We start from the raw sequence: 23,976 nt of genomic DNA, 5'->3' as shown, positions 1-23,976 counted from the left end.
AGCCGTGCCTTCTCAGGGTCAGGGCCGGTCGCCCAGCGGCACATGCGGGCGAGGCGCCACCGTGCCGCGTGGCAGCCCCGGCGGCAGGCCCTGCGGCGGCGGGCCGCTTCCATTGGGGTTCGGCCGGCCTTCCCACCCGGGCGGGCGGGGCGCGGCCCGTCGGGCCGGGGCGGACGCGGGGCGTCGTTCCATTGGGGCGGGCGCGGCCGGTCGGGCGGTCGTTGCCAGCCCGGCGGCCGGTCGGGCCGGTCCGGGCGCTCCAGCCGGGTGGGCGATCCGGGCGGTTCCACTGGGGTGGGCGGTCCGGTCGCCCTTGCCAGCCCGGCGGTCGCTGGGGCGGAGGCGGCGGACGCCAGTCGGGCCGTGGAGGCCGCGGCTGCCAGGCGATGGGCGGTGGCGGGGCGGCCGCCAGCCGGCCACGGGCGGGGGCGGCGGGCGGTGGCCCCACCAGCGCGGCTCGCGGTACCAGGGCCGGTCGCGGTAATGGTCGCTCCAGTAGCTGCCCAGCGAGAACGCGACGATCGGCACGCCGATGGCGGCGCCGTACTGGGCCAGCGGCACGGGCGATCCGCCCCAGGGGTAGTCCAGCAGGCTGGCCGCCACCCAGCCGCGCAAGCCGTCGGGCAGCACCACGTCGCACCAGCCATACCCGGGGGTGCAGCCCACCACGTCCAGCGACTGGCCCGGCCGCAGCCGCACCACGGTGGGGTAATCGGTGGACGGACCGGCGCGCAGGTTGACCGCGGACCGCGTGAAGGCCGGCTCGGCCTGCGCAGCCAGGGGCCAGAAAACCAGCGCCGCGGCCAGCAGCCAGGCGCTGCGCAGGCCGGGGAAGAGAAACAGTGACCAGCAGCGGATGTTCATGGCGAACTCCTGGGGGAATCGCTGCCAGCGTGAGGCCCGGCCCAGGGGCTGTCAATCAGCCGAGCGGCCGTGCGCGGGCGCTCATCGCCTGCCACTGGGGCACGGGCTCAGGCCGCCTCGCGGTAGAAGCGCGCCTGCGGCAGGCCGCGCGGGGCCAGCGGCGCCACGGCCTGGCCGATGGCTGCGATGTGGTCCGGCGTGGTGCCGCAGCAGCCGCCCACGATGTTGACCAGCCCCTCGGCCGCGAACTCGTGCAGCAACTGGGAGGTGTCGGCCGGCGTCTCGTCGAAGCCGGTGTCGCTCATCGGGTTGGGCAAGCCGGCATTGGGGTAGCAGCTGATGAAGGTGTCGCCCGCCACGCGGTTCAGCTCCTGGATGTAGGGGCGCATCAGCGCCGCGCCCAGCGCGCAATTGAGGCCGATGGCCAGCGGCTGCGCATGGCGCACGCTGTGCCAGAAGGCCGTCACCGTCTGGCCCGACAGGATGCGGCCCGAGGCGTCGGTCACGGTGCCGCTGATCAGGATGGGCAGGCGCTCGCCGCTGGCCTCGAAGAATTCGTCGATGGCGAAGAGCGCCGCCTTGGCGTTGAGCGTGTCGAAGATGGTCTCGACCAGCAGCACGTCGGCCCCGCCCTCGACCAGGGCCTGGGTCTGCTCGTAGTACGCCTGGCGCAGGGTCTCGAAGTCGATGTTGCGCGCGCCGGGGTCGTTCACGTCGGGGCTGATGCTGGCAGTCTTGGGCGTGGGGCCCAGCGCGCCCGCGACGAAGCGCGGCTTGTCGGGCGTGCTGTACTTGTCGCAGGCGGCGCGGGCCAGCCGGGCGCTTTCGAGGTTCATCTCGCGCGCCAGGTGCGCCATCTCGTAGTCCTCCTGCGCGATGGTGGTGGCGCCGAAGGTGTTGGTCTCGATCAGGTCGGCGCCGGCCGCGAGGTAGCGCTCGTGGATGTCCGAGATCACGTCGGGCCGCGTCAGCGACAGCAGCTCGTTGTTGCCCTTGACGTCCTTGCGGAAGTCCTTGAAGCGCTCGAACTGGGAGGCGAAGGGGCCCCTTATCCCTTCGCCGCGGTACTGCGCTTCGGTGAGCTTGAAGCGCTGGATCATGGTGCCCATGGCGCCGTCGAGGATGGCGATGCGCTCGGCCAGGATGGCGGGCAGCTGCTGGGCGCGGGTGTAGGGGGGCAAGGACATGCGGCGATTGTAAAAACGCGAACGCTGCCCGGTCGGCTGTGGGGTTGCGCCACGCTAGCATCGGGCTCGACCCTTGCGCATGACCCTTTCTTCCGCTTTGTCCTCCCCGCTCCAACCCGGCCTCATGGTCCTGCACGGCAACCGCCCCGAGGACCTGCGCGCGCTGCTGGTGGCCTGGCTGCGCGCGCATCCGCTGGCGCCGCTGGAGAACGAGGTGGTGCTGGTGCAGAGCAACGGCATTGCGCAATGGCTCAAGCTGGCGCTGGCGGCGGACCCGGGCGATCCGGCCGGCGGCGGGCTGGGCATCACGGCGGCGATGGAGCTGCAGCTGCCGGCGCAGTTCCTCTGGCGTGCCTACCGCGCCGTGCTGGGGCGCGATTCGGTGCCCGAGCGCTCGCCGCTCGACGAGGCGCCGCTCACCTGGCGCCTGATGCGCCTGCTGCCCGCGCTGCTGGCGCAGCCCGGTTTCGAGCCGCTGGCGCGCTTCCTGGAAGACGGCCGGACGCGCATCGCGGTCGATGGGCGCACGGCCGCGCCGCCCGCCTGGCCCGACGACCTCGCGGCCCGCAAGTGCCACCAGCTCGCGCAGCGCCTGGCCGACCTGTTCGACCAGTACCAGGTCTACCGCGCCGACTGGCTGCAGGACTGGGCGCAGGGCCGCGACCGGATCCAGACCCTGCGCCATGGCGCGCACGACCTGCCCGAGGACCAGTGCTGGCAGGCGCGGCTGTGGCGCGCGCTGCTGGCCGACGTGGGGCCCGAAGGCCTGGCCGGCAGCCGGGCCGGCGTGCACCAGCGATTCCTCGATGCGCTGGCCGCGCAACCGGCGCTGTACGCGCCCGGCCTGCCGCGCCGCGTGGTGGTGTTCGGCATCTCCGCGCTGCCGGCGCAGACGCTGCAGGCGCTGCACGCGCTGGCCGGCCAGGTGCAGGTGATGCTCTTCGTGCACAACCCCTGCCGGCACCACTGGACCGACATCGTGGCCGACCAGGACCTGCTGCGCGGCGCCTACAAGCGCCAGGCGCGCCGGCCCGGCATGCCGCTCTTGCTCGACGAGGCCGCGCTGCACCAGCATGCGCATCCGCTGCTCGCGGCCTGGGGCAAGCAGGGGCGCGACTACCTGCACCTGGTCGACAGCATTGACGAGCCCGAGCGCTACCGCGCCGCCTGGCAGGGGGTGGGCGCGGGGCGCATCGACCTGTTCAGCGAGGACGAGCCGCCGGCACACGGCCTGCTCCAGCAGTTGCAGGACGACATCCTGAACCTGCGCCCGCTGGCCGAGACGCGCGCGCTTTGGCCGGCGGTGGTGCCCGCGAAAGACCTGTCGCTGCGCTTTCACAGCACGCATTCCGCGCAGCGCGAGGTGGAGGTGCTGCACGATCAGCTGCTGGCGCGCTTCGACGCCGACCCCACGCTGCAGCCGCGCGACGTGATCGTGATGCTGCCCGCCGTCGATGCCTATGCGCCGCACATCGAGGCCGTGTTCGGCCGCCTGCCGCGCGGCGATGCGCGCCACATTCCCTACACCGTGGCCGACCAGGGACCGCGCGGGCAGGAGCCTTTGGTGGTGGCGCTGGAGCTGCTGCTGCGCCTGCCCGACAGCCGCCTCACGGCCAGCGACGTGCTGGACCTGCTGGAGGTGGGGGCGTTGCGCCGGCGCTTCGGCCTGGCCGATGAGGCGCTGCCCACGCTCAACCGCTGGATCGCCGGCGCCGGCGTGCGCTGGGGCCTGGATGCGGCCCAGCGCGAACAGCAGGCCCTGGGCGCCGCGGGCGAGGTGAACAGCTGGCGCTTCGGCTTGTCGCGCATGCTGCTGGGCTATGCGGTGGGCGAGGGCGCAGGCGGGCGCACCGGCTTCGACGGCATCGAACCCTACGGCGAAGTCGGCGGGCTGGACGCCGCAGCCGTCGGCCCGCTGGCCGCGCTGCTGCGCGCGCTGGAAGACGCGCTGCAGCAACTGGCCGCGCCCGCCGCGCCCGCCGGCTGGGCCGAGCGGCTGCGCGCGCTGCTCACGACTTTCTTCGCGCCCGCCGAAGCGCGCGAGCAGTTGCGCATCCAGCAGCTGCAGCAGGGCCTGGACGCCTGGCTGGACGAATGCAGCGACGCCGGCTTCTCAGAGGAATTGCCCTTGGCCGTGGTGCGCGAACGCTGGCTGGCCGCGCTGGAAAGCCACGGCCTGCAGCAGCGTTTCATGACCGGCGGCGTGAGCTTCTGCACCCTGATGCCCATGCGCGCGATCCCCTTTCGCGTGGTCTGCCTGCTGGGCATGAACGACGGTGAGTTTCCGCGCCCCGCGGTGCGGGCCGATTTCGACCTGATGCAAAGCGACTGGCGCCCCGGCGACCGTTCGCGCCGCGACGACGACCGCTACCTGCTGCTCGAGGCGCTGCTGTCGGCGCGCGACCAGCTCTACATCAGCTGGGTCGGCCGCGACGTGCGCGACCACAGCGAGCGGGCGCCCAGCGTGCTGATCGGCCAGCTGCGCGACCATGTGGCGGCTGGCTGGCGCCTGGCCGGCCACGAGGAGAAGGCCGATGCGCTGCTGCCCGCGCTGAGCACCGAACACCCGCTGCAGCCCTTCAGCCCGCGCTACTTCGCGCCTGACGCGCCGCCCGCGCCCGCGCTCGACGGCTTCTACAGCTACGGCCGCGAATGGCAGGCCGCGCACGGCGCGCAGGATCCCGCCCATGCGGCAGGAGAAGCCGCGCTGCCCCCGGTCCAGCCCGAGCGCGCGCTGTCGCTGCGCCAGCTGGCCGACTTCCTGGCCCAGCCGGTGGAGGCCTTCTTCGCGCAGCGCCTGCAGGTGCGCTTCGACGCCGACGACGAGGAAGCGCTGGACGACGAAGTCTTCGCGCTCGACGGCCTGCAGAACTGGCAGCTGGAGGCCGAGCTGCGCGCCGCGCTGCAGCCCTGGGCCGATGCGCAGCCCTCGCCGCGTGCCGCGCGCGCCCAGATCGATGCCGCGCTGGCCGAACACCTGGCGCCGCTGCTGCGCGCCGGTCGGCTGCCGCTGCGGGCCTTCGGCGAGCTGGCCGCGCAGCAGCTGGCGCGCGCCCTGAGGCGCACGCTGGAGCACTACCTGGACGCGCGCGTGCAGTGGCCCCGGCCCGAGCCGCAGGCCCATGCGCTGCGCTGGGCCGACAGCGCCAGCGGCCTGCGCGTGGAAGACGCGCTGCCGGCGCGGCACCTGCCGGCCGATGTCGGGGACGAGACCGCGACCCCCGCCCACATCGCGCTGGCCAACGGCCGCCTGCACCGCGGCCAGGAACTGAGTTGGCAGCACATCGTGCGCCACTGGCCCGCGCACCTGGCGCTGCAGATCGCGGCCGGCCCCACGCGCACCGTGCTGGCCAGCGAGACCGGCCTGGTGCGCCTGGCGCCGATGGACGCGCGCGCGGCGCAGGCCACGCTCGCCGCCCTGGTGCAGGGCTGGGCCGAGGGCATGCGCCAGCCGCTGCCGCTGGCCTGCCGCACGGGCTTCATGGCGCTGATCGAAGACGATGCCGGTGGCCGCCGCACGGCGCAGACCTACGACGGCAACTTCCAGATGAGCGGCGAGGGCACGCGCACGGCGCTGGCGCGCGTGTACCCCGACTTCGCCCGCCTGCAGGCGGCGCAGACCGCGCCCGGCGAAGGCTTCGACCATTGGGTGCAGCAGCTGTACCGGCCGCTGTGGGACGCGATCGAGAGTGCGAAGCCGCAAGCCGGGGACGTGGGCGAGGGGGAGCCGGAATGAGCGCCGACGTGCAGACCCTGGACCCCCTGCGCTTCCCGCTGCACGGCCAGCGCCTGATCGAGGCCAGCGCCGGCACGGGCAAGACCTTCACCATCGCGCTGCTCTACCTGCGGCTGGTGCTGCAGCACGGCGGCGAGGCCGCGTTCGCGCGCGCGCTCACGCCGCCCGAGATCCTGGTCGTGACCTTCACCGAAGCCGCCACGCAGGAGCTGCGCGACCGCATCCGCGCGCGCCTGGACCAGGCGGCACGCGTGTTCGCCGACGAGGCGACGGAGCCCGACCCGCTGCTGCTCGCGCTGCGCGCCGACTACCCGCCCGAGCAATGGGCCGCCTGCGCGCACCGCCTGCGCGTGGCCGCGCAGTGGATGGACGAGGCGGCCGTCGCCACCATCCACGGCTGGTGCTGGCGCATGCTGCGCGAACACGCCTTCGACAGCGGCAGCCTGCTGCGCCAGGAACTGCAGACCGACCTGCGCGCGCTGCAGCAGCAGGTGCTGCACGACCACTGGCGCCGCCACTACTACCCGCTCGATGCCGTGGCCAGCCGCGCGCTGCTGAGCTGCTTCAAGACGCCCGACGCACTCTGGCAGGCCGTGCAGCCACTGCTGCGCCGCGCCGACGCGGCGCTGCGCCACCAGGGCGCGGCGCTGGACACCGGCCCCGATCCGCTGGCCGAGCTGCAGGCGCTGGGCGCCGCGCAGGCGCGCGCCGAAGAGCTGGAGCAGGCGGCGCGCCGGCTGTGGCGCGCCGACCGCGCCGCGCTGGAGGCGCTGTGGCAGGCCGCCCGCCCGCAGCTCAACGGCAACAGCTACCGCGGCAAGGACGACGACGCCACCTTCGACGGCTGGCTGCAGGCGCTGGCCGCCTGGAGCGAGGGCGGCGAGGCGCCCGACAAGATGGCGCGCTTCGGCCACAGCGGCGCCAAGCTCAAGAAGGGCGCCGCCTTGCCCGAGCACCCGGCGCTGCAGGCCATCGACGCCTGGCAGGACGCGCAGGCCGGTACCGTCGATGACGGGCTGCGCGCGCGCCTGCTCGCGCATGCCGCGCGCGAGATCGCTGCCGCGCTGGCGCAGGAAAAGCTGCGCCGCGCCGAACTGGGCTTCGACGACCTGCTGCAGCAGCTGGACCGCGCGCTGCACCGCCGCGGCGGCGAGGCGCTGGCCGCGCGCATCCGCACGCAGTTCCCGGTCGCGCTGATCGACGAGTTCCAGGACACCGACCCGGTGCAGTACCGCATCTTCCGGCGCATCTATGCGCACGAGGGGGCGGCGGCGGAGGCGGCTGCACCCGGAGATGAACGTGCCACCGCGCTGATCATGATCGGCGACCCCAAGCAGGCCATCTACGCCTTCCGCGGCGCGGACATCCGCACCTACCTGCGGGCGCGGCGCGACACGGCGGGCAGGCCAGGAGCGCGCCGGGCCGCCCCAAGCGCTCCTGACCCCCTCGGGGGGCGGGCCGGGCGAAGCCCGGACCTGGGGGGCATGTATGCGCTGGGCACCAACTACCGCAGCACAGATGCCGTGGTGCGCGCCGTCAACGCGCTGTTCACGCGTGCGGAAGAAGGCCCGCGCGGCGCCTTCCGCTTCCGCACCGAGGGGCCGGAAGGCCGTGACGACCCCGTGCCCTTCGTGCCCGTGCAGGCCCAGGGCCGCAAGGAGCATCTGCAGATCGACGGTCAGCCGGCCCCCGCGCTCACGCTGTGGTCGCAGGCGCCCGAAGGCGAGGGCGCCGACACCGTCGGCATGGGCCTGTACCGCGCCTGGCAGGCCGAGGTGGCGGCCAGCGAAGTGGTGCGCTGGCTCACGGGCGCCGCCGACGGCCGCACGGGTTTCGTCGAAGACGGCAAGCCTTTCAGGCCCCTGCGCCCGGCCGACATCGCCGTGCTGGTGCGCAGCCGCACCGAGGCGCAGGCCATCCGCGATGCGCTGTCCGCGCGCGGGCTGCGCAGCGTCTATTTGTCCGACCGCGAATCGGTCTTCGGCACGCCCGAAGCGGCCGACCTGCGCCACTGGCTGCGCGCCTGCACCGAGCCGGCCGACGAAGGCCTGCTGCGCACCGCGCTGGCCACGCGCACGCTGGGCCTGCCGCTGGCCGAGCTGCACCGCCTGCGCGAAGACCAAGCCGCGTGGGAGGCGGTGGCCTTGCGCTTTCGCGAGCTGCATGCGCTGTGGCAGCGCCGCGGCGTGCTGCCCATGCTGCACCAGCTGCTGCACGACTTCGAACTGCCCGCCCGCTGGCTGGCGCAGGAAGGCGGCGAGCGCCGCCTGACCAATGTGCTGCACCTCGCCGAATGGCTGCAGCGCCGCGCGGTGGAGCTGGACGGTGAACACGCGCTCCTGCGCGCCTTCGCCGAGCGCCTGGCCGACCCGGAGGGCGAGGAAGACGTGCTGCGCCTGGAAAGCGACGCGGCGCTGATCCAGGTGGTGACCATCCACAAGTCCAAGGGCCTGGAATACCCGCTGGTGCTGCTGCCCTTCATCGCGGGCTGGCGCGAGTCGCGCAAGGACAGCAGCCGGGCCGTGGGCTTCCATGACGAGGCGCTGGACGCGCCCGTGCTGGAGCTGGACGGCAAGGACGCCGCCGCCGCCGCGCGCGCGGGCGAGGAGCAGTTGGCCGAGGACATGCGTCTGCTGTACGTGGCCCTCACGCGCGCCCGCCACGGCCTCTGGCTGGGCGTGGCGCCGCTGGCCAGCGGCCTGGCCAAGTCCATCCAATTGGAGCGCGGCGCATTGGGCCAAGTGCTGTCGCCGCAGCAGCCCGTGCGCACGCTGGCCGACTACCGCGCCGCGCTGCAGGCCCTGGTCGCGTGCAGCGACGCCATCGCCGTGCGCGAGGCGCCGGCGCTCGATGCGGCGCGCTGGCAGGCGCCGCCGGTGCCGCCGACCGTCGCCGCGCGCCTGCCGCGCCGCCGCGGCCATGCGCCCTGGTGGATCGCGAGCTATTCGGCGCTGGTGCAGCAGCTGGAAGCCGAGCCGGGCGGGCCCGCGCGCGACGCCGCGCCGGCGCCGGCGCTGGAGCCCGAAACGGCCCGCCAGGCACAGGTGCTCGAAGACGCCGCGCCCGACGATGCCGAAGGCGCCGCGGCGCTGGCGGCCGATTCGCCCGCGCCCGTGCTGGCCGAGGCCGCCAGCTGGCATGCCTTCCCCAAGGGCTCGGAGCCCGGCAGCTTCCTGCACGGCCTCTTCGAATGGTGCGCGCTGAACGGCTTCGCCCGTGTGGTGCAGGCGGGAGCCGGCGCGCAGGCGCTGCGCGACCTGATCGCGCGCCGCTGCGCCGTGCGCGGCTGGCAGGCCTGGATCGAGCCGCTGTGCGAATGGATGCCGCACTGGCTGCAGATGCCCATCGCGCTCACGCAGGCCGTGCCCGATGCCGCGCCGGTGGCGCTGGCCGACCTCACGCAGTACCAGACCGAGATGGAGTTCTGGCTGCCCGTGCATGCGGCCGACACGCGGCGCATCGACGCCCTGGTCCACGCCCACCTCTTGGCCGGCGCACCGCGCCCGGCGCTGGCTGCCACGCAGCTCGCGGGCATGCTCAAGGGCTTCATCGACCTGGTGTTCGAGCATGAAGGCCGCTACTGGGTGGCCGACTACAAGTCCAACTGGCTGGGCGCCGACGCGCAGGCCTACACGGCCCAGGCGCTGGAAGGCGCGCTGCTCGCGCACCGCTACGACGTGCAGGTGCTGCTGTACGTGTTCGCGCTGCACCGCCTGCTGGCCACGCGCCTGCCCGACTACGACTACGAGCGCCATGTGGGCGGCGCCGTCTACCTCTTCCTGCGCGGGGCCGATGCGCCGACGCAGGGCGTGTTCGCCACGCGGCCGCCGCGCGCGCTCATCGAGGCGATGGATGCACTGTTCAGCGTGCCTGCGGGTGCCGATGCCGGAGCCGATGCATGAGCCAGATCGATCTGTTCGGCGACCTGCCCGAGCTGCCGCGGCCCGCTCCCGCGGCGGCACCTGCCCCGTCGCGCCCTTCGGCCCGGTCGACCTCCACACCCGCCAGCCTCCGCGGAGAAGCGCGTGCCGCCGCGCCGTCCCCCGGGGCGTCGAGCGATGGGGACGCGCTCCTCGCCGACCTCGACGCCTGGGTCACCCAGGGCTGGCTGCGCGAGCTGGACCGCAGCTTCGCGCTCTTCCTGCGCCAGCTCGATCCGCAGGCCGGCGTGCCCGTGCTGCTGGCCGCTTCATTGGCCAGCCACCAGCTGGGCCGTGGCCATGTATGCCTGGACCTGCCCGCCGCGCTCGCGCAGCAGCGCCTGAGCCTGGCGCTGCCGCCCGAGGGCGCGCGTGCGGGCGCCACGCGCGACCCGGAGCATTGGTTGCGGGCGCTGGATCTGAACCTGTGGCAGACCGCGCTGCGCAGCAGCCCGCTGTGCGCCGACGGCAAGCGCCCCGAGGCCGGCGCCACGCCCCTCGTGTTGGACGGCCCGCGCCTGTACCTGCGCCGCTACTGGCAGTACGAGCGCTCGGTGCGCGCGCACATCGACGCTCGCCTGGCGCCCGACCCCGTCGCGCCGGCCGAACGCATCCGTCCCGTGCTGGATGCCCTGTTCGAGGCCCCGGCACCCGACTGGCAAAAAATGGCCTGTGCCCTGGCCCTGCGCCAGCGCTTTGCCATCGTCACGGGCGGGCCGGGCACGGGCAAGACCACCACTGTGGTGCGCCTGCTCGCGCTGCTGCAATCGCTGGCGCTGGACGACGCGGGCGGCGATGCGGGCCGCGCCCTGCGCATCGAGCTGGCCGCGCCCACCGGCAAGGCCGCCGCACGCCTGGCCGACGCCATCCGGGGCGCGCTCGACCGCTTGCCCTGGCACCGCCTGCCGCATGGCGAGCAGCTGCGCGCGCAGGTGCCCGACCAGGCCACCACGCTGCACCGCCTGCTCGGCAGCCGGCCCGACAGCCGCCGGCTGCGCCACCACGCGGGTCGCCCGCTCGCGCTGGACGTGCTGGTGATCGACGAAGCCTCGATGGTGGACCTGGAAATGATGCAGGCGCTGCTGCAGGCCCTGCCGCCGCGCGCGCGCCTGGTGCTGCTGGGCGACAAGGACCAGCTCGCCTCGGTGGAGGCGGGCGCCGTGCTTGGCGAGCTGTGCGCGCGCGCCGAGGCGGGCCACTACGACGCCGGCACGGTGCAGTGGCTGCAGGCCGCCACCGGCCAGTTGCCGCCGCCCGACCTGTGCGATGCACAGGGCCGGCCGCTGGACCAGGCCGTCGCCATGCTGCGCGTGAGCCACCGCTTCACGGCCGACAGCGGCATCGGCCAGCTGGCGCGGGCCGTGAACGAGGGCGACACCGCCGCTGCGCGTGCCTGGCTGCGCAAGGGCCTTGCGGACCTGCGCACCTGCCGCCTGAACGCCGCGCCCACGCCCGCCGCGCCGGGCGATGCGCTGCGCCAGCTGATCCTGGCCGACGTGCCCGCCAGCGTCGAAGGCGCCGACCCGCGCCAGCCCGTCGGCGCGGCCCACTACCTGCGCCTGATGCGCGAGACCCGTCCGCCGGCCGATGCCCCGCAGGCCCGATGGGACGCCTGGGCCGCCGGCCTGCTGCGCGCGGCGGGGCGCTTCCAGCTGCTGGCCGCGCTGCGCGACGGCCCCTGGGGCGTGAGCGGCCTGAACGCCACGGTGGCCCAGCTGCTGTGCGAGGCCGGCTGGTTGGCCGGCACGCAGGGCTGGTTCGCGGGCCGGCCCGTGCTGGTCACGCGCAACGACCATGCGCTGGGCCTGATGAACGGCGACGTGGGCCTGGTGCTGGACCGGCCGGCCCGGTTCGACGCCTCCACCGGCCGGCCCGAGGCCGATGCCGGCTTGGCGCGCCGCGTGGCCTTCGCTGCGGCCGACGGCAGCGGCGGCGTGCGCTGGGTGCTGCCCGCGCGGCTGCCGGCCGTCGAGACCGTGTTCGCCATGACCGTGCACAAGTCGCAAGGCAGCGAATTCGCCCACACCGCGCTGGTGCTGCCCGATGCGGCCAACCCGGTGCTCACGCGCGAGCTGGTCTATACCGGCATCACGCGCGCCAAGGAATGGTTCACGCTGGTCGCCGGTCCGAACGGTGACCGCGTGTTCGGCGAGGCCGTGGCGCAGCGGGTGATGCGGGCGAGCGGCTTGGTGGCGCAGCCGGGCGAACCGAACGCCTGAGCCCCGGGGCGCTCACCCCTTTTCAGTGGCGCGAGGCGATCATCAGATGCCCGATGCCGGGCATCCGCAGCCCGTCCGAGCGGTCGTCGAAATAGCGGGCCTGGATCTGCGAATAGGACAGGTCCGTGACCGTGTCGAACCCGAGGTCCCGGACGGCGGCCACCAGCGGCGCCGGATCGAAGCCGGGCCCCACCGGCTCACCGCGCGCGGCACCGAGCATGCGGATCATCGCGGCCAGCGGGCGGTCTTCGGCCTGCACGTGCGCCGCCGACACCGGGTATTCGAAGACGATTTCGCTGCCGGGCGCGGCGCCGGCCACCGCCTTCAGGGTGGCGTAGAAGGAGGGCTCGCTCAAATACCAGACGACGCCCATCCACGAGAAAAAGGCCGGCCGCGCCAGGTCGAAGCCTGCGGCCTGCAGACGGTCGAAAAGCGACTCTTTCTCGAAATCGATGGCCACGAAATGAAGCGAGTCCCTTTCGGAAATACCGAGTTCCTGCAATCGGGCGCGCTTCCATTCCTGCGTGGCCGGGAAATCGACCTCGAACACGGTGCAGCCTTCCAGCTCCCGCGCCAGGCGGTAGGCCGATGAATCGAGCCCGGCCCCCAGGATCACGTACTGGCGAACGCCCCGCGCCAGGGCCTCGCGAAGCCGCCCCTCGGCGATGCAGCTGCGCACGGCAATGGCCGCACGCGTGTCGCGCATCAGCGCCTCGCCCGAGGAGCCGGGCAGGCGGGCGGCCAGTTCGCTGCCGATTTTCCCCGTCACCTGCAGCAGCTCGTCGGCGGAGTTCAGGCCGCCCAGGCGAAGTGCCAGCGAGTCTTCCAGGAGTTTGGGGGCGTGGTCCAGCTGATGATGCGCGGCGCGCATCAAGGCGGCGAAATCTGCGGTGGCGCTGCGCACACCAGTTTCCATGGGTTCCCTCTTGCTTCGATCGTGGTCAGAAATTCCGTGCCGGTTTCAACCATGACCCGACTCGGAGCGCCAGAAGATAAGAAGGGATCGGAGAAATTTCAATAAAAAAGAATGACCTCGGAAATTCGGGTCATTTACCTTTGGAAATATTCAAACTTTCTAATTAAGAACCTCATTTCCATCGGGCATGGCGCGAAGGCTGGGCCCGACGCGCGAGCGCAGATAGCGGTCCAAGGCAGCCCTGGTCTGGCCGCCACAGGCCCGGCCCCAGCGTTTCAGCCGGCGGCTGGCGCGCCCGGTGTGAATCCCAGCGCCAGCCCGTTCATGCAATAGCGCAGCCCGGTCGGCCGCGGCCCGTCGTCGAAGACATGGCCCAGGTGCCCGCCGCAGCGGGTGCACAGCACCTCGTCGCGCACCATGCCGTGGCTGCGGTCGGTCTTCTTTTCCACCGCCTCGGGCAGGGCGCGCCAGAAGCTGGGCCAGCCGGTGCCGCTGTCGAACTTGGTGGCCGACGAGAACAGGGCCTGCTGGCAGCCCGCGCAGTGGAAGGTGCCGGCCCGCTTCTCGTGGTTGAGCGGGCTGGAGTAGGGGCGCTCGGTGCCCGCCTGGCGCAGCACCTGGTACTGCTGGGGGGTGAGCTGCGCCCGCCATTCGGCCTCGGTGCGCGTCACGGCATAGGTCTGGGCGGCGCGGGCGGTGGGCAGCAGCGCGGCCCAGCCGGGCCCGGCCAGCAGGGCACCGGCGCCCAGCGTGTGGAGGAAGTCTCGGCGTGGCGTCATGGGGAGGGGCTCCTCGTGCGGGTTCGCGCTCAACCGCGCGCCCGGACCAGCACCGGCTGTTCGCGGTAGAGCGCGGGGAACAGGCGCTTCAGGTTGTCGCGCTTGGGCAGGTCGTGCAGGGCGATGTAGGGCTGGCGCGGGTTCCGCGTCATGTAGTCCTGGTGGTAGGCCTCGGCTTCGTAGAAGGGTTTGTCGCGCTCGAGGGTGGTGACGATGGGCGCGCCGAAGCTGCGCGCCTGCTCGAGCTGGGCGATGCGGGCCTGCTGCGCGTTCTGCGCGAAGATGGTAGAGCGGTACTGCGTGCCCACGTCCGGCCCCTGGCGGTTGAGCTGGGTCGGGTCGTGCACCACCGAGAAGTAGATCTGCAGCAACTGGCCGAAGCTGAGTTCGCGCGGGTCGTAGTGGATGCGCACCGATTCGGCATGGCCGGTGCGGCCCGAGCCGATGGCGTCGTAGTTCGCCGTGCGCGCCTCGCCACCCGCGTAGCCCGACACGGCGCCCGTCACGCCCCTGACGTGCTGGTACACGCCCTGCACGCCCCAGAAGCAGCCGCCGGCCAGCACGGCGGTGTCGGAGCCGGCACTGGAGGCGCCGCTCAGGAGGGCACCGCCATCCTGGGGCGGCGGCAGGCGCACGGCCTCGCCGGCCGCAGAGGCGGCCCGCGCAGGCAGTGCCTTCCAGGCCACCAGGCCGCCGCCCAGTGCCAGTGCGAGGGTGGCGACCGCGTGTCGGCGCGAGGGGCCTGGGGCACGGCGTGTGTCGGTCAGAGGGTTCATGGCAGAGTCTTTCTGTGCAGGAGCGGGCAGGGCGGATTGGTTCAAACCTTGTCAGGGCTTCATCGCATCCTTCTTCATGCCGTCCTTCGCCATGCCGTCCTTGGCCATGGCGTCCTTGCCCATCGTGTCCTTCTTCATCGCGTCTTTCTTCATCGCGTCCTTGGCCATGCCGTCCTTGGCCATCGACGATGGGGCCATGGCGTCCTTCTTCATCTCGTCGGCGGCCAGGGCGGCGGTGGCGCCCAGGGCCAGGCAGGCGGCGAGCAGGGCGGTGCTGAACTTGTTCATGAGGAGCTCCTTGAGGGGATGAGTGCTGAGGGGGAGTGAAGGGGGCGCGGGTTCCTGTCTGAACGCCGCCGCCCGTGTCGCAGGCGCCGGGGGCCGAGGCCCTCAGCTGCCTCCGAACCAGTTGTAGCCCTGGTCTTCCCAGTAGCCGCCAGGGTTCGTGTTCGTCACGAAGAGCGCCTGGATGTGTTTGGGGTTCTTGTAGCCCAGCTTGGTGGGCATGCGCAGCTTGACCGGGAAGCCGTACCGGGGCGGCAGCGGCGCGCCGTCCCAGTCCAGCGCCAGCAGGGTTTGCGGGTGCAGGGCGGTGGGCATGTCGATGCTGGTGTGGTAGTCGTCCGCGCACCGGAAGCCGACGTACTTTGCCGTCGTGTCGGCGCCCACGCGGGCCAGGAAGTCGGAGAAGCGCACGCCGCCCCAGCGGCCGATGGCGCTCCAGCCTTCCACGCAGATGTGGCGCGTGATCTGTTCGTGCTGCGGCAGGGCACGCAGCGCGGCGAGGGTCCACGGCCGCCTGTCGGCGACGAGGCCACCCACGTCCAGCCGCCAGCGGTCCGCGTCCACCACGCGCACCTCGTCCTCGCCGTAGTAGGCGTTGAACGGAAAGGGGCGCGTGATCATCGAGGCCGGGTAGGTGGGCGCCAGCCGCGTCGGGTCGAAGAGCCAGCCCTGCACGCCGTCGTTGAAGCGCGAGACGCGGCCCAGCGCGGCCTCCACGCTGGCGGAGTCGCTGAGGCTGCAGCCGCTGAGCATCGACAGGCCGCCCAGCGTCAGCGAGCGCTGCAGGAAGGCGCGGCGCGCGGGGGCCTCGATGCGGCGGCCGATCTCGCGGCGGGCCTCGGTGAGGGCGGCTTCGGCGTCCAGCGCCGACAAGGCAGGCAGGGGGGGACGACGGAAGAGTTTCATGCGCGTTCCTTGATCGTCGGGGCCACCGGGCCCGCGGCATCGGTGCGGCCGGCCCGGCCGCTGAGCATGGCCTTCAGCGTGCGCGGCACCAGCATCACCATGAGCAGGTGCACCGCGACGAAGCCGACCAGCCCCGCCATGGCGAAGAAGTGCACGCGCCGCGCGGCTTCGTAGCCGCCCATCAGCTCGCGCAGCAGCGGAAACTGCACCGACTTCCAGAGCACCAGGCCCGACAGCACCAGCAGCACGGTGTCCAGCATCACGAACAGGTAGGCCGCGCGCTGCACGCTGTTGTAGTGGCGCGGGTCGGTGTGCGTCAGCGCGCCGCGCAGCGCGGCCTTGAGGTCGCGCCAGAGGCCGGCCGGCGTGAGCGGGAAGAAGCGGCGGGCCAGGCGGCCGGTGGCGAGGTTGAGCAGCAGGTAGACCAGGCCGTTGGCTGCCAGCAGCCACATCGCCGCGAAGTGCCACTGCAGCGCACCGCCCAGCCAGCCGCCCAGGGTCAGAGCGGCCGGGAACTCGAAAGGGAAGAAGGGCGCCGCGTTGTAGATGCGCCAGCCGCTCGCCACCAGCACCAACACGGCCAGCGCGTTGAGCCAGTGGCAGGCGCGCAGCCAGCCGGGGTGAATCGGCGTGTCGGTGGGTGAATGGGCGTTTGGCATGGGGCGCAGTGTGGTGCGCACCCCCTTGCCGTTTCATCACGGAAAGTTCAATTAATCGTGACAACTCGGGCGCCGGCTTCGGCCCACAATCCGGCCCCATGGACACCCCCAAGCGCGTGCTGATCGTCGAGGACGAAGCCCATATCGCCGAACTGATGCGCATGCACCTGGCCGACGAGGGCTATGCCGTCACCCACGCGGCCGACGGCCATGCCGGCCTGCAGGCCCTGGCGCGCGGACCGTGGGATGCGCTGGTGCTGGACCTCATGCTGCCCGGCGTGGACGGGCTGGAGATCTGCCGCGCCGCGCGCGCCCACAGCGCCGTGGGGCGCTACACGCCCATCATCATCACCAGCGCGCGTTCCAGCGAGGTGCACCGCATCCTGGGCCTGGAGCTGGGCGCTGACGACTACCTGGCAAAACCCTTCTCGGTGCTGGAACTGGTGGCGCGCGTGCGCGCGCTGCTGCGGCGCAGCGAGGCCATGGCGCGCAGCGCGCGCGTGGAGGCCGGCCGGCTGGAGGTGGGCCAGCTGGCGCTGGACCCGGTCACGCGCGAGGCCTGGGTCGAGGGGCGCGCCATCGACCTGACGCCGCGCGAGTTCGACCTGCTGCACTTCTTCGCCCGGCACCCGGGCCGCGTGTTCTCGCGGCTGGAGCTGCTCGACAAGGTCTGGGGCTACCAGCACGACGGCTACGAGCACACCGTCAACACCCACATCAACCGGCTGCGCACCAAGGTGGAAGCCGACCCCGGCGCGCCGCGCCGCATCCTCACCGTGTGGGGGCGCGGCTACCGGCTGGTGGCGGGCACTGGCGCCGAGGGCGAGGCCGCCCCTGTGGACGCGGCCACGGAGCCGCCGCCATGAAGGCCTGGACGCTCTCGCGCCGCCTGTCGCTGGTGTTCGCGGTGCTGCTGCTGGCCTGCTCGGGCGTGTCGGCCTGGCTGCAGATGGCGGCCAGCGAGCGGCAGGAACGCGAGGTGACGCAGCGCCTGTCGCTGGGCCTGGCCGCGCACATCGCCGGCCATGCCGAGCTGATGCGCCCGCAGGGCCTGGACCCGATGGCGGTGCGCCGCCTGTTCGACATGCTGATGGCCGTGAACCCCAGCGTCGAGGTCTACCTGCTCGACCCGGCGGGCCGCATCGTGGCCCAGGCCGCGCCGCCCGGGCACCTGAAGCAGGACCGTGTGGACCTGGCGCCGGTGCATCGCCTGCTGGCCGGCGCGGCGCTGCCGGTGCTGGGCGACGACCCGCGCATGCCTCCTGGCAGCCAGGGCGGGGGCAAGGTGTTCAGCGCCGCACCGCTGCGCGTGGACGGGCGCGACGCGGGCTATGTGTACGTGGTGCTGTCGGGCGAGGAGCGCGACGCGCTGAACGCGCACATCGCCGCGGGTTCGGCCCTGCGCATCACGCTGTGGGCGACGGCGCTGGTGGCCCTGCTGGGGCTGGTCGCCGGCCTGGTGGCTTTCCGCTCCATCACGCGGCCGCTGCGGCAGCTCACGGGCGCGGTGCAGGACTTCGAGCGCGAGGGCGTGGCGGCCTTCGGCCGCACGGCCCCGGCGCTGCAGGCCGTGGCGCGCGGGCAGGACGAGATCGGCGTGCTGGGCCAGGCCTTCGAGCGCATGGCGCGGCGCATCGACGCGCAGTGGCAGGAACTCACGGCGCAGGACCAGCAGCGGCGCGAGCTGTTCGCCAACATCTCGCACGACCTGCGCACGCCGCTCACGTCGCTGCACGGCTACCTGGAGACGCTGCGCATGAAGGCCGAACAGCTGGACGCCGACGAGCGCCGCCGCTACCTGGACATCGCGCTGGGCCAGAGCCGCAAGGTCGGCCGGCTGGCGCAGGAGCTGTTCGAACTCGCGCGGCTGGAGTACGGCGTGGTGCAGCCCGAGAAGGAGCGCTTCGCGCTGGCCGATCTGGTGCAGGACCTGTTCCAGAAGTTCGAGCTGGCCGCCGAGGCGCGCCGCCAGCGCCTGGTGGCCGACATAGCGCCCGGCCTGCCGGGCGTGACCGCCGACCTGGCCATGATCGAACGCGTGCTCACCAACCTGCTGGACAACGCGATCCGCCACACGCCCGAGGGCGGCGTGATCACGGTGCGGCTGCAGACTGCGGCAGGCAGCGGCCGCGCCGGCGTGCAGGTGGAGGTGGCCGACACGGGGCCGGGCATCCCCGACGCGCTGCAGCCCGTGATCTTCACGCGGCCGGCCTTCGCCACGCGCGGCGAGCGCGGCGGCGGACTGGGGCTGATGATCGTGCGGCGCATCCTGCAGCTGCACGGCAGCGACATCCGCCTGGTGCCCCGGCCCGGTGCCGGCGCGGTGTTCGCGTTCGGGCTGGAGTAGGCCGGTGCGCCGAGGCGCTATCGTCGGCCGTGTGCGGCCCGCCCCTGCGTCGCTCTGCCTGGATCCGTTTTCCTGCTCCTGCTCCTGCCATGCTCAGTCAGCTCGCCTTCGAACAACAGCGCCTCTTTCTTGTGCTTTCGGGCACCCACGCCGGACCGGCCCTGATCGACCCGGCGGACCGCGTGCGTGCGCTGGTGCTGGAGCTCACGCGCCCGCCCGAATGGTCGGTGCTGGGACGTGTCTGGCAGGGCGTGCAGGCGGACCTGGGGCTGCCGGCGCCCGGCATCGCCGTGTCGGGCGTGGATGCGATGCAGCTGTGGTTCTCGCTGGCCGAGCCGGTGCCGGCCGCGCGCGCCCGCGCCTTTCTGGAGGGGCTGCAGCGGCGCTTTCTGGCGGACGTGGATGCGCGCCGTGTGCGGCTGTGGCCGGCGGTGCAGGACGTGGCTTCGTCGGCCCGGCCCGTCCATGCCGCCCTGGTGCCTGCGCGGCAAGCCTCGGGCGACTGGTCAGCCTTCGTGGCGCCGGATCTGGCCCCCGTGTTCGGCGACACGCCGTGGCTCGACATTCCGCCCAACGAGGAAGGGCAGGCGAATCTGCTGCGGGCGCTGGAGCCGATGGCGCCCGCCGACTTCGAGGCGGCGCTGGCGGCATTGGCGAATGCGGCGGAAGAAGGCGCGCTGCCGCCGGCCGCTTCGGAAACCGCTGCAACGCCTTCCCCGGCGCATGGCGGGCCATCGGCGCCGCAGGGCCGCGCGTCCGCGCCGGCCGCCGCCGTCACGGATCATCAGGAGCAGGCGCGCCTTTTCCTGCGCCAGGTGATGCAGGACGAGGGCGTGGCCCTGGCGCTGCGCATCGAGGCCGCGAAGGCGTTGCTGCAGCCGGGGCGCTGAGCGCTGCCGGCGCCGGCGGCCCCCGTTGCGCTCCCGGGAAGGCGCCGCTTCAGGCCCGCTCGGGCAGCGCGGCCGGCACCGCGGACTCCTCGCGCTGCGCATAGCGCCGCGCCACGTAGGCGCACAGCATCAGCTGCATCTGGTGGAACAGCATCAGCGGCAGCACGATGGCGCCGGCCACGTTGGCGGCGAAGAGCACGTTGGCCATCGGCACGCCGCTGACCAGGCTCTTCTTGGAGCCGCAGAAGACGATCGCGATCTCGTCTTCCTTGGAAAAGCCCAGGCGCCGGCTGCTCCATACCAGCAGGCCCATCACCAGCGCGAGCAGCACGGCGCAGACCAGCGCCAGGCCGGCCAGCGCAGGCAGCGGCATCGCGGTCCACAGGCCGTCGTTGACTGCATGGCTGAAGGCCGCATACACCACCAGCAGGATCGAGCCCTGGTCCACCCACTTGAGCACCGCCGCGCGGCGCTTGACGAAGCCGCCGATGACCGGCTGCAGCAGGTGCCCGGCGATGAAGGGCAGCAGCAGTTGCAGCGCGATGCGGCCCACGGCCGCCAGCGGATCGCCCATGCCGGCGTTCTGGCCCAGCAGCACGCCCACCAGCAGCGGCGTGAACACGATGCCCATCAGGGTGGAGCCCGAAGCGGCGCAGATGGCGGCCGGCATGTTGCCGCGTGCCACCGAGGTGAAGGCGATGGACGACTGCACCGTGGAGGGCAGGGCGCACAGGAAGAGCACGCCGATGTACAGCTCGGGCGTGACCAGCGGCGACAGCACGGGCTTGAGCGCCCAGCCCAGCAGCGGGAACAGCACGAAGGTGGCGCCCACCACCATCGCGTGCAGCCGCCAGTGGCCGATGCCGGCCAGGATGGCGGCGCGCGACAGCTTGGCGCCGTGCAGGAAGAACAGCAGGCTCACCGCCGCCGTGGTCGCCCCGCCCAGGCCCTGCGCCACCGCGCCGCGCGCGGGCAGCAGGCTGGCCAGGGCCACGGTGGCCAGCAGCAGGAGCATGAAGTTGTCGGGCAGGAAGCGGGGGCGTTGCATGCGCCGTATTGGATGCCTGCGCGGCCCAAAAGAGAAATTGATTTGACTGATCTATTTATGATGCAGCTGCATGAATGTGACCCTGCGCCAGCTCCAGGTGTTCCAGGCCGTGGCGGCCCTGGCCAGCTTCACGCGCGCGGGTGAGCAGGTCGGGCTCACGCAGCCGGCCGTGAGCCGCGCCATGCACGAGCTGGAGCAGCAACTGGGCGTGCAGCTGCTCAATCGCACCACGCGCGAGGTGGTGCTGACCGACGCCGGCCGCAGCCTGGCCGGCGGACTGGAAGGCGCGCTGGACCAGCTGAACGCCGTGCTGCAGGAAGTGCAGGGCCTGGTCACGCAGCGCCGGGGCCGCGTGCGCGTGGCCAGCAGCCCCACCCTGTCGGCGCACCTGCTGCCGGCCTGCATCGCACGCTGCCGCAGCGAGCATCCGGAACTGGAGCTGGTGGTGCTCGACCGCATCCAGCAACTGACGCTGCACAGCGTGCGGCTGGGCGAGGTGGACTTCGGCGTGGTGGTGGACCCGGGCGAGAACGACGACCTGCACATGCAGACCATCCTGTCGGAGTCCTTCTGCCTGGTGTTGCCGCGCACGCACCGGCTGGCGCGCAAGCGGGGCGGCAAGGGGGCGGTGCGCTGGTCCGAGCTGGCCGGCGAACCGCTGGTGCTGCTCGATCAGGCCTCGGGCAGCCGCCGCCTGATCGACCGTGCGCTGGCCGACCAGGGCGTGCAGGCCCAGGTGGCGCAGGAGGTAGGCCACCCCACCACCATCTTCCGCATGCTGGAGGCGGGGCTGGGCGTGTCGGTGGTGCCGCGGCTGGCCGTGGCACGCGGCGACCTGATCGATCTGGTGCAGCGCCCGCTGCTGCCGCGCGTGGACCGCGACATCATGCTGGTGCACCGGCGCAACCGCGCGCTGGCGCCGGTGGTGCAGGCGGCCTGGGACCTGGTGGCGCAGGTGGCGGGTGAGCTGCGGCAGCGCGAGTCGACGTAGCGCATCGCGCCGGGTGGGCCCGGCGCTTCCGACGATTGCGTTTCAGTCCAGCACTTTCCCCGGGTTCATGATGCCCTTGGGGTCGAGCGCGGCCTTGATGGCGCGCATGGCGGCCAGTTCCTGCGGCGTGCGGCTGGCGCCCAGGTAGGGCATCTTGTGCGTGCCGATGCCGTGTTCGGCCGACACGCTGCCCTGGAACGCGGCCACCGTGTCGTACACGATGCGTTCCACGCCCGCTTCGTCATGGCCCACGGTGCCGCCATCGACCGAGATGTGCAGGTTGCCATCGCCCACATGGCCGAAGAAGACGGCGATGTGGCCGGGCCAGCGTGCGTCGAAGGCGGCGCGGCAGCGCTCGGCGAAGCGGCCGATCTCGGCCATCGGCAGGCTGACGTCGAAGTTGATCGGCGGGTGCATGTTCGTGGGCAGCTCGGCCGTGGCCTCGCGGATCTTCCACAGCATGGCGGCCTGTGCCCGCGACTGGGCGATCACGGCGTCCTGCACCTGTTCGGCCTCCATCGCCTCGCCCAGCAGTTCTTCGATCGCGCCGCGCAGTGCCTCCTCGTCGCGGCCGGTCACGTCGATGAGCGCGGCGAAGGCATGCGGCGCGTCGAAGGGCTCGCGCAGCGACTGCCATTGCAGCGAGGCGGCGACGAAGTCGCGCCACATGAGTTCGAAGGCCGCCACGTTGCCGGCAAAGCGCTGCTGCAGGCGGCCCAGCAGCGCGAGCGCGCTGTCGAAGTCGGCCAGCGCGACCAGCGCCGTGACCTGCGCCGCCGGGGCGGGCCGCAGGCGCAGCACCGCGCGCGTGATGACGCCCAGCGTGCCCTCGGCGCCGATGAACAGCTGCTTGAGGTCGTAGCCCGTGTTGTTCTTGATCATGGGCCGCAGCATGGGCAGCACGGTGCCGTCGGCCAGCACCACTTCGAGGCCCAGGCATTGCTCGCGCATCATGCCGAACTGAAGCACGCCGTTGCCGCCCGCGTTGGTGGCCAGGTTGCCGCCGATCTGGCAGGAGCCGCGCGCGCCCAGGTCCACGCCGAAGCGCAGGCCGCGCTCGGCGGCCGCTTCCTGCACGGCCTGCAAGGTCGCGCCGGCCTGGGCGGTGAGCGTGGCCGCGGCGGCGTCCACCGATTCGATGGCGTTCATGCGGTCCAGCGAGAGCGCGATGCCGCCGGCATGCGGCACGGCCGCGCCGGCCAGGCCCGTCAGGCCACCCTGCGGCACCACGGGGACGCCGTATGCGTGGGCAAGCCGCAGCACGGCCGCCACTTCCTCGGTGCTGCGCGGGCGCACCAGAGCCAGCGGCCGCACAGGCGCCGCGCCGCTCCAGTCGCTGTGGTGGCGCGGCGGGATGGCTTCGCCCGTGAGGACGGCGCCGGCGCCCAGGGCTTGCGCCAGGGCGTCCGGCAGCGCGCTGGAGTCAGGCATGGCGGGCCGCCTTTCCGGGGGCAGACGACGAGGAGGCGAGGGGTGCGGTCCGCACACCGGCGGGCGGGAAAAGGGTCATGGGAATCATGGGGAAGGCGCATGCAGTTTCCGGGCCGAGACCGCGGAACCCCGCGGCGGGGCCGCTCGCTGTGGCCCCCGGTGGCGTCGCGGCAGGTGCCGCAGTCTAGGGCGTGTTAACACAAACCTCGAAGCCCGTCAGCCACCAGCGCGAAGCTGATGAAGCCGAGGAACATCGCGTCGAGCTTCTCGAAGCGCGAGAAGATACGGCGGTAGCCTTTGAGCCGCCGAAACAGCCGTTCGACTTCGTTGCGCCGCTTGTACATCTCACGGTCGTATTCCCAGGGGTCGAGGCGCTTCCTCGTTGGCGGCACAACCGGGATGAAGCCCAGGTCGAGCGCCAACTGCCTCGTCTCCTTGCCTTCGTAGGCTCGGTCCATGAGCAGGTGCACCGGCCGACTCGTTGGACCGAGAGTCTGGAGCAACCGCCTTCCTTCGGCCGCATCGTGTGCCTGCCCGGGCGACAGGCAGAACGTCACGGCCGTTCGAGCATCCGCGGCAACCAGATGAACCTTGGTGTTCCATCCGCCTCGGGACTTTCCAATGGCTTGCGGTCCGTTTTTTTTAAAGCCCCGGTTCCATCGGGATGCACCTTGACGCTGGTGCTGTCCAGCGACACGGCCTCGATGCGGATGCGCACCACCTGCTCGCGCTGGAGTTCCTCGAACATCCTGTCCAGCACCCCCGCCTTGGCCCATCGGCGCATGCGGGTGTAGACCGTGTGCCAGTTTCCGAACCGCTTTGGTAGGCCGCGCCACTTGCAGCCATGCTCGGCCACGTACAGCACGGCATTGACGACTTGCAGGTTGGTCATGCTGACATTGCCGCGTTGCCTCGGAAGGCAGTGCTCGATGAGCGCGAATTGCTTGGCGGTGATCTCCATGCTCGCCAGTGTCAATCACAACTTGAATCATCGCAATTAGTGTTAACAGTCCCTAGGCGTT

18 protein-coding genes are annotated in these 23,976 nt (G+C 72.5%); 7 read left to right on the top strand and 11 right to left on the bottom strand.

Going from position 1 to position 23,976, the window contains the following annotated elements:
* Positions 1–18 precede the first annotated feature (18 nt).
* Positions 19–864 (bottom strand): SH3 domain-containing protein, encoded by an 846-nt coding sequence (locus tag LG388_RS05745; protein WP_225781908.1) that lies wholly within the window; start codon positions 862–864, stop codon positions 19–21.
* Positions 865–971: 107 nt separating this feature from the next.
* Entirely contained in the window at positions 972–2,051 is a 1,080-nt protein-coding gene (locus LG388_RS05740; protein WP_225781907.1) for a homocysteine S-methyltransferase family protein, read from the bottom strand.
* Between the two features lie 79 nt (positions 2,052–2,130).
* Here LG388_RS05740 and recC point away from each other — a divergent pair, with 79 nt between their 5' ends.
* Genes recC through recD form a run of 3 tightly spaced genes read left to right on the top strand, consistent with a single transcriptional unit; the run spans position 2,131 to position 11,926 of the window.
* The gene (gene recC / locus LG388_RS05735; RefSeq protein WP_225781906.1) at positions 2,131–5,787 is read left to right on the top strand and encodes an exodeoxyribonuclease V subunit gamma; all 3,657 of its coding nucleotides are present in this window, start codon (positions 2,131–2,133) and stop codon (positions 5,785–5,787) included.
* On the top strand, positions 5,784–9,689 hold the full coding sequence (locus tag LG388_RS05730) for a UvrD-helicase domain-containing protein (protein ID WP_225781905.1): 3,906 nt from the start codon (positions 5,784–5,786) through the stop codon (positions 9,687–9,689). The genes recC and LG388_RS05730 overlap by 4 nt, the downstream gene beginning before the upstream one ends.
* Complete coding sequence (recD, locus tag LG388_RS05725; RefSeq protein WP_225781904.1) at positions 9,686–11,926, top strand: exodeoxyribonuclease V subunit alpha; 2,241 nt, start codon at positions 9,686–9,688, stop codon at positions 11,924–11,926. Before LG388_RS05730 ends, recD begins: the two co-directional genes overlap by 4 nt.
* 22 nt (positions 11,927–11,948) lie before the next feature.
* Here the strand turns inward: recD and LG388_RS05720 are convergent, their stop codons facing one another.
* The 6 genes from LG388_RS05720 to LG388_RS05695 form a co-directional block, all read right to left on the bottom strand.
* Positions 11,949–12,842 (bottom strand): class I SAM-dependent methyltransferase, encoded by an 894-nt coding sequence (locus LG388_RS05720; RefSeq protein WP_225781903.1) that lies wholly within the window; start codon positions 12,840–12,842, stop codon positions 11,949–11,951.
* A gap of 275 nt (positions 12,843–13,117) precedes the next feature.
* On the bottom strand, positions 13,118–13,621 hold the full coding sequence (gene msrB, locus LG388_RS05715; RefSeq protein WP_225781902.1) for a peptide-methionine (R)-S-oxide reductase MsrB: 504 nt from the start codon (positions 13,619–13,621) through the stop codon (positions 13,118–13,120).
* Between the two features lie 29 nt (positions 13,622–13,650).
* Positions 13,651–14,397: a peptide-methionine (S)-S-oxide reductase MsrA gene (gene msrA / locus LG388_RS05710; RefSeq protein ID WP_225781901.1), complete on the bottom strand. Its 747-nt coding sequence runs from the start codon at positions 14,395–14,397 to the stop codon at positions 13,651–13,653.
* A gap of 51 nt (positions 14,398–14,448) precedes the next feature.
* The gene (locus LG388_RS05705; RefSeq protein WP_225781900.1) at positions 14,449–14,685 is read right to left on the bottom strand and encodes a pentapeptide MXKDX repeat protein; all 237 of its coding nucleotides are present in this window, start codon (positions 14,683–14,685) and stop codon (positions 14,449–14,451) included.
* A gap of 102 nt (positions 14,686–14,787) precedes the next feature.
* Complete coding sequence (locus tag LG388_RS05700) at positions 14,788–15,588, bottom strand: molybdopterin-dependent oxidoreductase (protein ID WP_225781899.1); 801 nt, start codon at positions 15,586–15,588, stop codon at positions 14,788–14,790.
* Positions 15,585–16,247: a cytochrome b/b6 domain-containing protein gene (locus LG388_RS05695; protein WP_225781898.1), complete on the bottom strand. Its 663-nt coding sequence runs from the start codon at positions 16,245–16,247 to the stop codon at positions 15,585–15,587. Before LG388_RS05695 ends, LG388_RS05700 begins: the two co-directional genes overlap by 4 nt.
* A 98-nt stretch (positions 16,248–16,345) precedes the next feature.
* On the opposite strand from LG388_RS05695, the gene LG388_RS05690 reads away from it, so the two are divergent.
* The 3 genes from LG388_RS05690 (at position 16,346) to LG388_RS05680 (ending at position 19,484) form a co-directional block, all read left to right on the top strand.
* Complete coding sequence (locus tag LG388_RS05690) at positions 16,346–17,113, top strand: response regulator transcription factor (protein WP_225781897.1); 768 nt, start codon at positions 16,346–16,348, stop codon at positions 17,111–17,113.
* Positions 17,110–18,594 carry a HAMP domain-containing sensor histidine kinase gene (locus LG388_RS05685; protein ID WP_225781896.1) on the top strand — a complete coding sequence of 495 codons (1,485 nt, stop codon included), beginning with the start codon at positions 17,110–17,112 and terminating at the stop codon, positions 18,592–18,594. The genes LG388_RS05690 and LG388_RS05685 overlap by 4 nt, the downstream gene beginning before the upstream one ends.
* A gap of 89 nt (positions 18,595–18,683) precedes the next feature.
* Positions 18,684–19,484, top strand: coding sequence for a hypothetical protein (locus LG388_RS05680; protein WP_225781895.1), 801 nt, complete (start codon positions 18,684–18,686; stop codon positions 19,482–19,484).
* A 49-nt stretch (positions 19,485–19,533) separates the two neighbouring features.
* Here the strand turns inward: LG388_RS05680 and LG388_RS05675 are convergent, their stop codons facing one another.
* Positions 19,534–20,532: a bile acid:sodium symporter family protein gene (locus tag LG388_RS05675; RefSeq protein WP_225781894.1), complete on the bottom strand. Its 999-nt coding sequence runs from the start codon at positions 20,530–20,532 to the stop codon at positions 19,534–19,536.
* Between the two features lie 70 nt (positions 20,533–20,602).
* Between LG388_RS05675 and LG388_RS05670 the strand changes: the two genes are divergently transcribed.
* The gene (locus tag LG388_RS05670; RefSeq protein WP_225781893.1) at positions 20,603–21,523 is read left to right on the top strand and encodes a LysR family transcriptional regulator; all 921 of its coding nucleotides are present in this window, start codon (positions 20,603–20,605) and stop codon (positions 21,521–21,523) included.
* Between the two features lie 42 nt (positions 21,524–21,565).
* Here LG388_RS05670 and LG388_RS05665 read toward each other — a convergent pair whose 3' ends face one another.
* Positions 21,566–22,954 (bottom strand): FAD-binding oxidoreductase, encoded by a 1,389-nt coding sequence (locus LG388_RS05665; RefSeq protein ID WP_225781892.1) that lies wholly within the window; start codon positions 22,952–22,954, stop codon positions 21,566–21,568.
* Between the two features lie 194 nt (positions 22,955–23,148).
* Positions 23,149–23,915, bottom strand: a protein-coding gene (locus LG388_RS05660) for an IS5 family transposase (RefSeq protein WP_225781891.1) whose coding sequence is annotated in 2 segments (ribosomal slippage) — positions 23,149–23,600 and positions 23,600–23,915 — 768 coding nt in all. Because the reading frame shifts where the segments join, the coding sequence is not laid out codon by codon here.
* Positions 23,916–23,976 lie beyond the last annotated feature (61 nt).

The sequence above is a fragment of the Xenophilus sp. Marseille-Q4582 genome, assembly GCF_916700565.1.
GTDB lineage: Bacteria > Pseudomonadota > Gammaproteobacteria > Burkholderiales > Burkholderiaceae_C > Xenophilus.
The sequence above is the reverse complement of the archived record's forward strand: the minus strand, read 5'-3'. Positions and strand labels throughout refer to the sequence as shown.

Coding starts and splice junctions, on each gene's coding strand:
- LG388_RS05740 (WP_225781907.1), bottom strand. CDS start 2,051: ATGTCCTTGCCCCCCTACACCCGCGCCCAGCAGCTGCCCGCCATCCTG.
- LG388_RS05680 (WP_225781895.1), top strand. CDS start 18,684: ATGCTCAGTCAGCTCGCCTTCGAACAACAGCGCCTCTTTCTTGTGCTT.
- msrA (WP_225781901.1), bottom strand. CDS start 14,397: ATGAACCCTCTGACCGACACACGCCGTGCCCCAGGCCCCTCGCGCCGA.
- recD (WP_225781904.1), top strand. CDS start 9,686: ATGAGCCAGATCGATCTGTTCGGCGACCTGCCCGAGCTGCCGCGGCCC.
- LG388_RS05685 (WP_225781896.1), top strand. CDS start 17,110: ATGAAGGCCTGGACGCTCTCGCGCCGCCTGTCGCTGGTGTTCGCGGTG.
- recC (WP_225781906.1), top strand. CDS start 2,131: ATGACCCTTTCTTCCGCTTTGTCCTCCCCGCTCCAACCCGGCCTCATG.
- LG388_RS05705 (WP_225781900.1), bottom strand. CDS start 14,685: ATGAACAAGTTCAGCACCGCCCTGCTCGCCGCCTGCCTGGCCCTGGGC.
- LG388_RS05700 (WP_225781899.1), bottom strand. CDS start 15,588: ATGAAACTCTTCCGTCGTCCCCCCCTGCCTGCCTTGTCGGCGCTGGAC.
- LG388_RS05690 (WP_225781897.1), top strand. CDS start 16,346: ATGGACACCCCCAAGCGCGTGCTGATCGTCGAGGACGAAGCCCATATC.
- LG388_RS05670 (WP_225781893.1), top strand. CDS start 20,603: ATGAATGTGACCCTGCGCCAGCTCCAGGTGTTCCAGGCCGTGGCGGCC.
- LG388_RS05675 (WP_225781894.1), bottom strand. CDS start 20,532: ATGCAACGCCCCCGCTTCCTGCCCGACAACTTCATGCTCCTGCTGCTG.
- LG388_RS05695 (WP_225781898.1), bottom strand. CDS start 16,247: ATGCCAAACGCCCATTCACCCACCGACACGCCGATTCACCCCGGCTGG.
- LG388_RS05665 (WP_225781892.1), bottom strand. CDS start 22,954: ATGCCTGACTCCAGCGCGCTGCCGGACGCCCTGGCGCAAGCCCTGGGC.
- LG388_RS05730 (WP_225781905.1), top strand. CDS start 5,784: ATGAGCGCCGACGTGCAGACCCTGGACCCCCTGCGCTTCCCGCTGCAC.
- LG388_RS05720 (WP_225781903.1), bottom strand. CDS start 12,842: ATGGAAACTGGTGTGCGCAGCGCCACCGCAGATTTCGCCGCCTTGATG.
- msrB (WP_225781902.1), bottom strand. CDS start 13,621: ATGACGCCACGCCGAGACTTCCTCCACACGCTGGGCGCCGGTGCCCTG.
- LG388_RS05745 (WP_225781908.1), bottom strand. CDS start 864: ATGAACATCCGCTGCTGGTCACTGTTTCTCTTCCCCGGCCTGCGCAGC.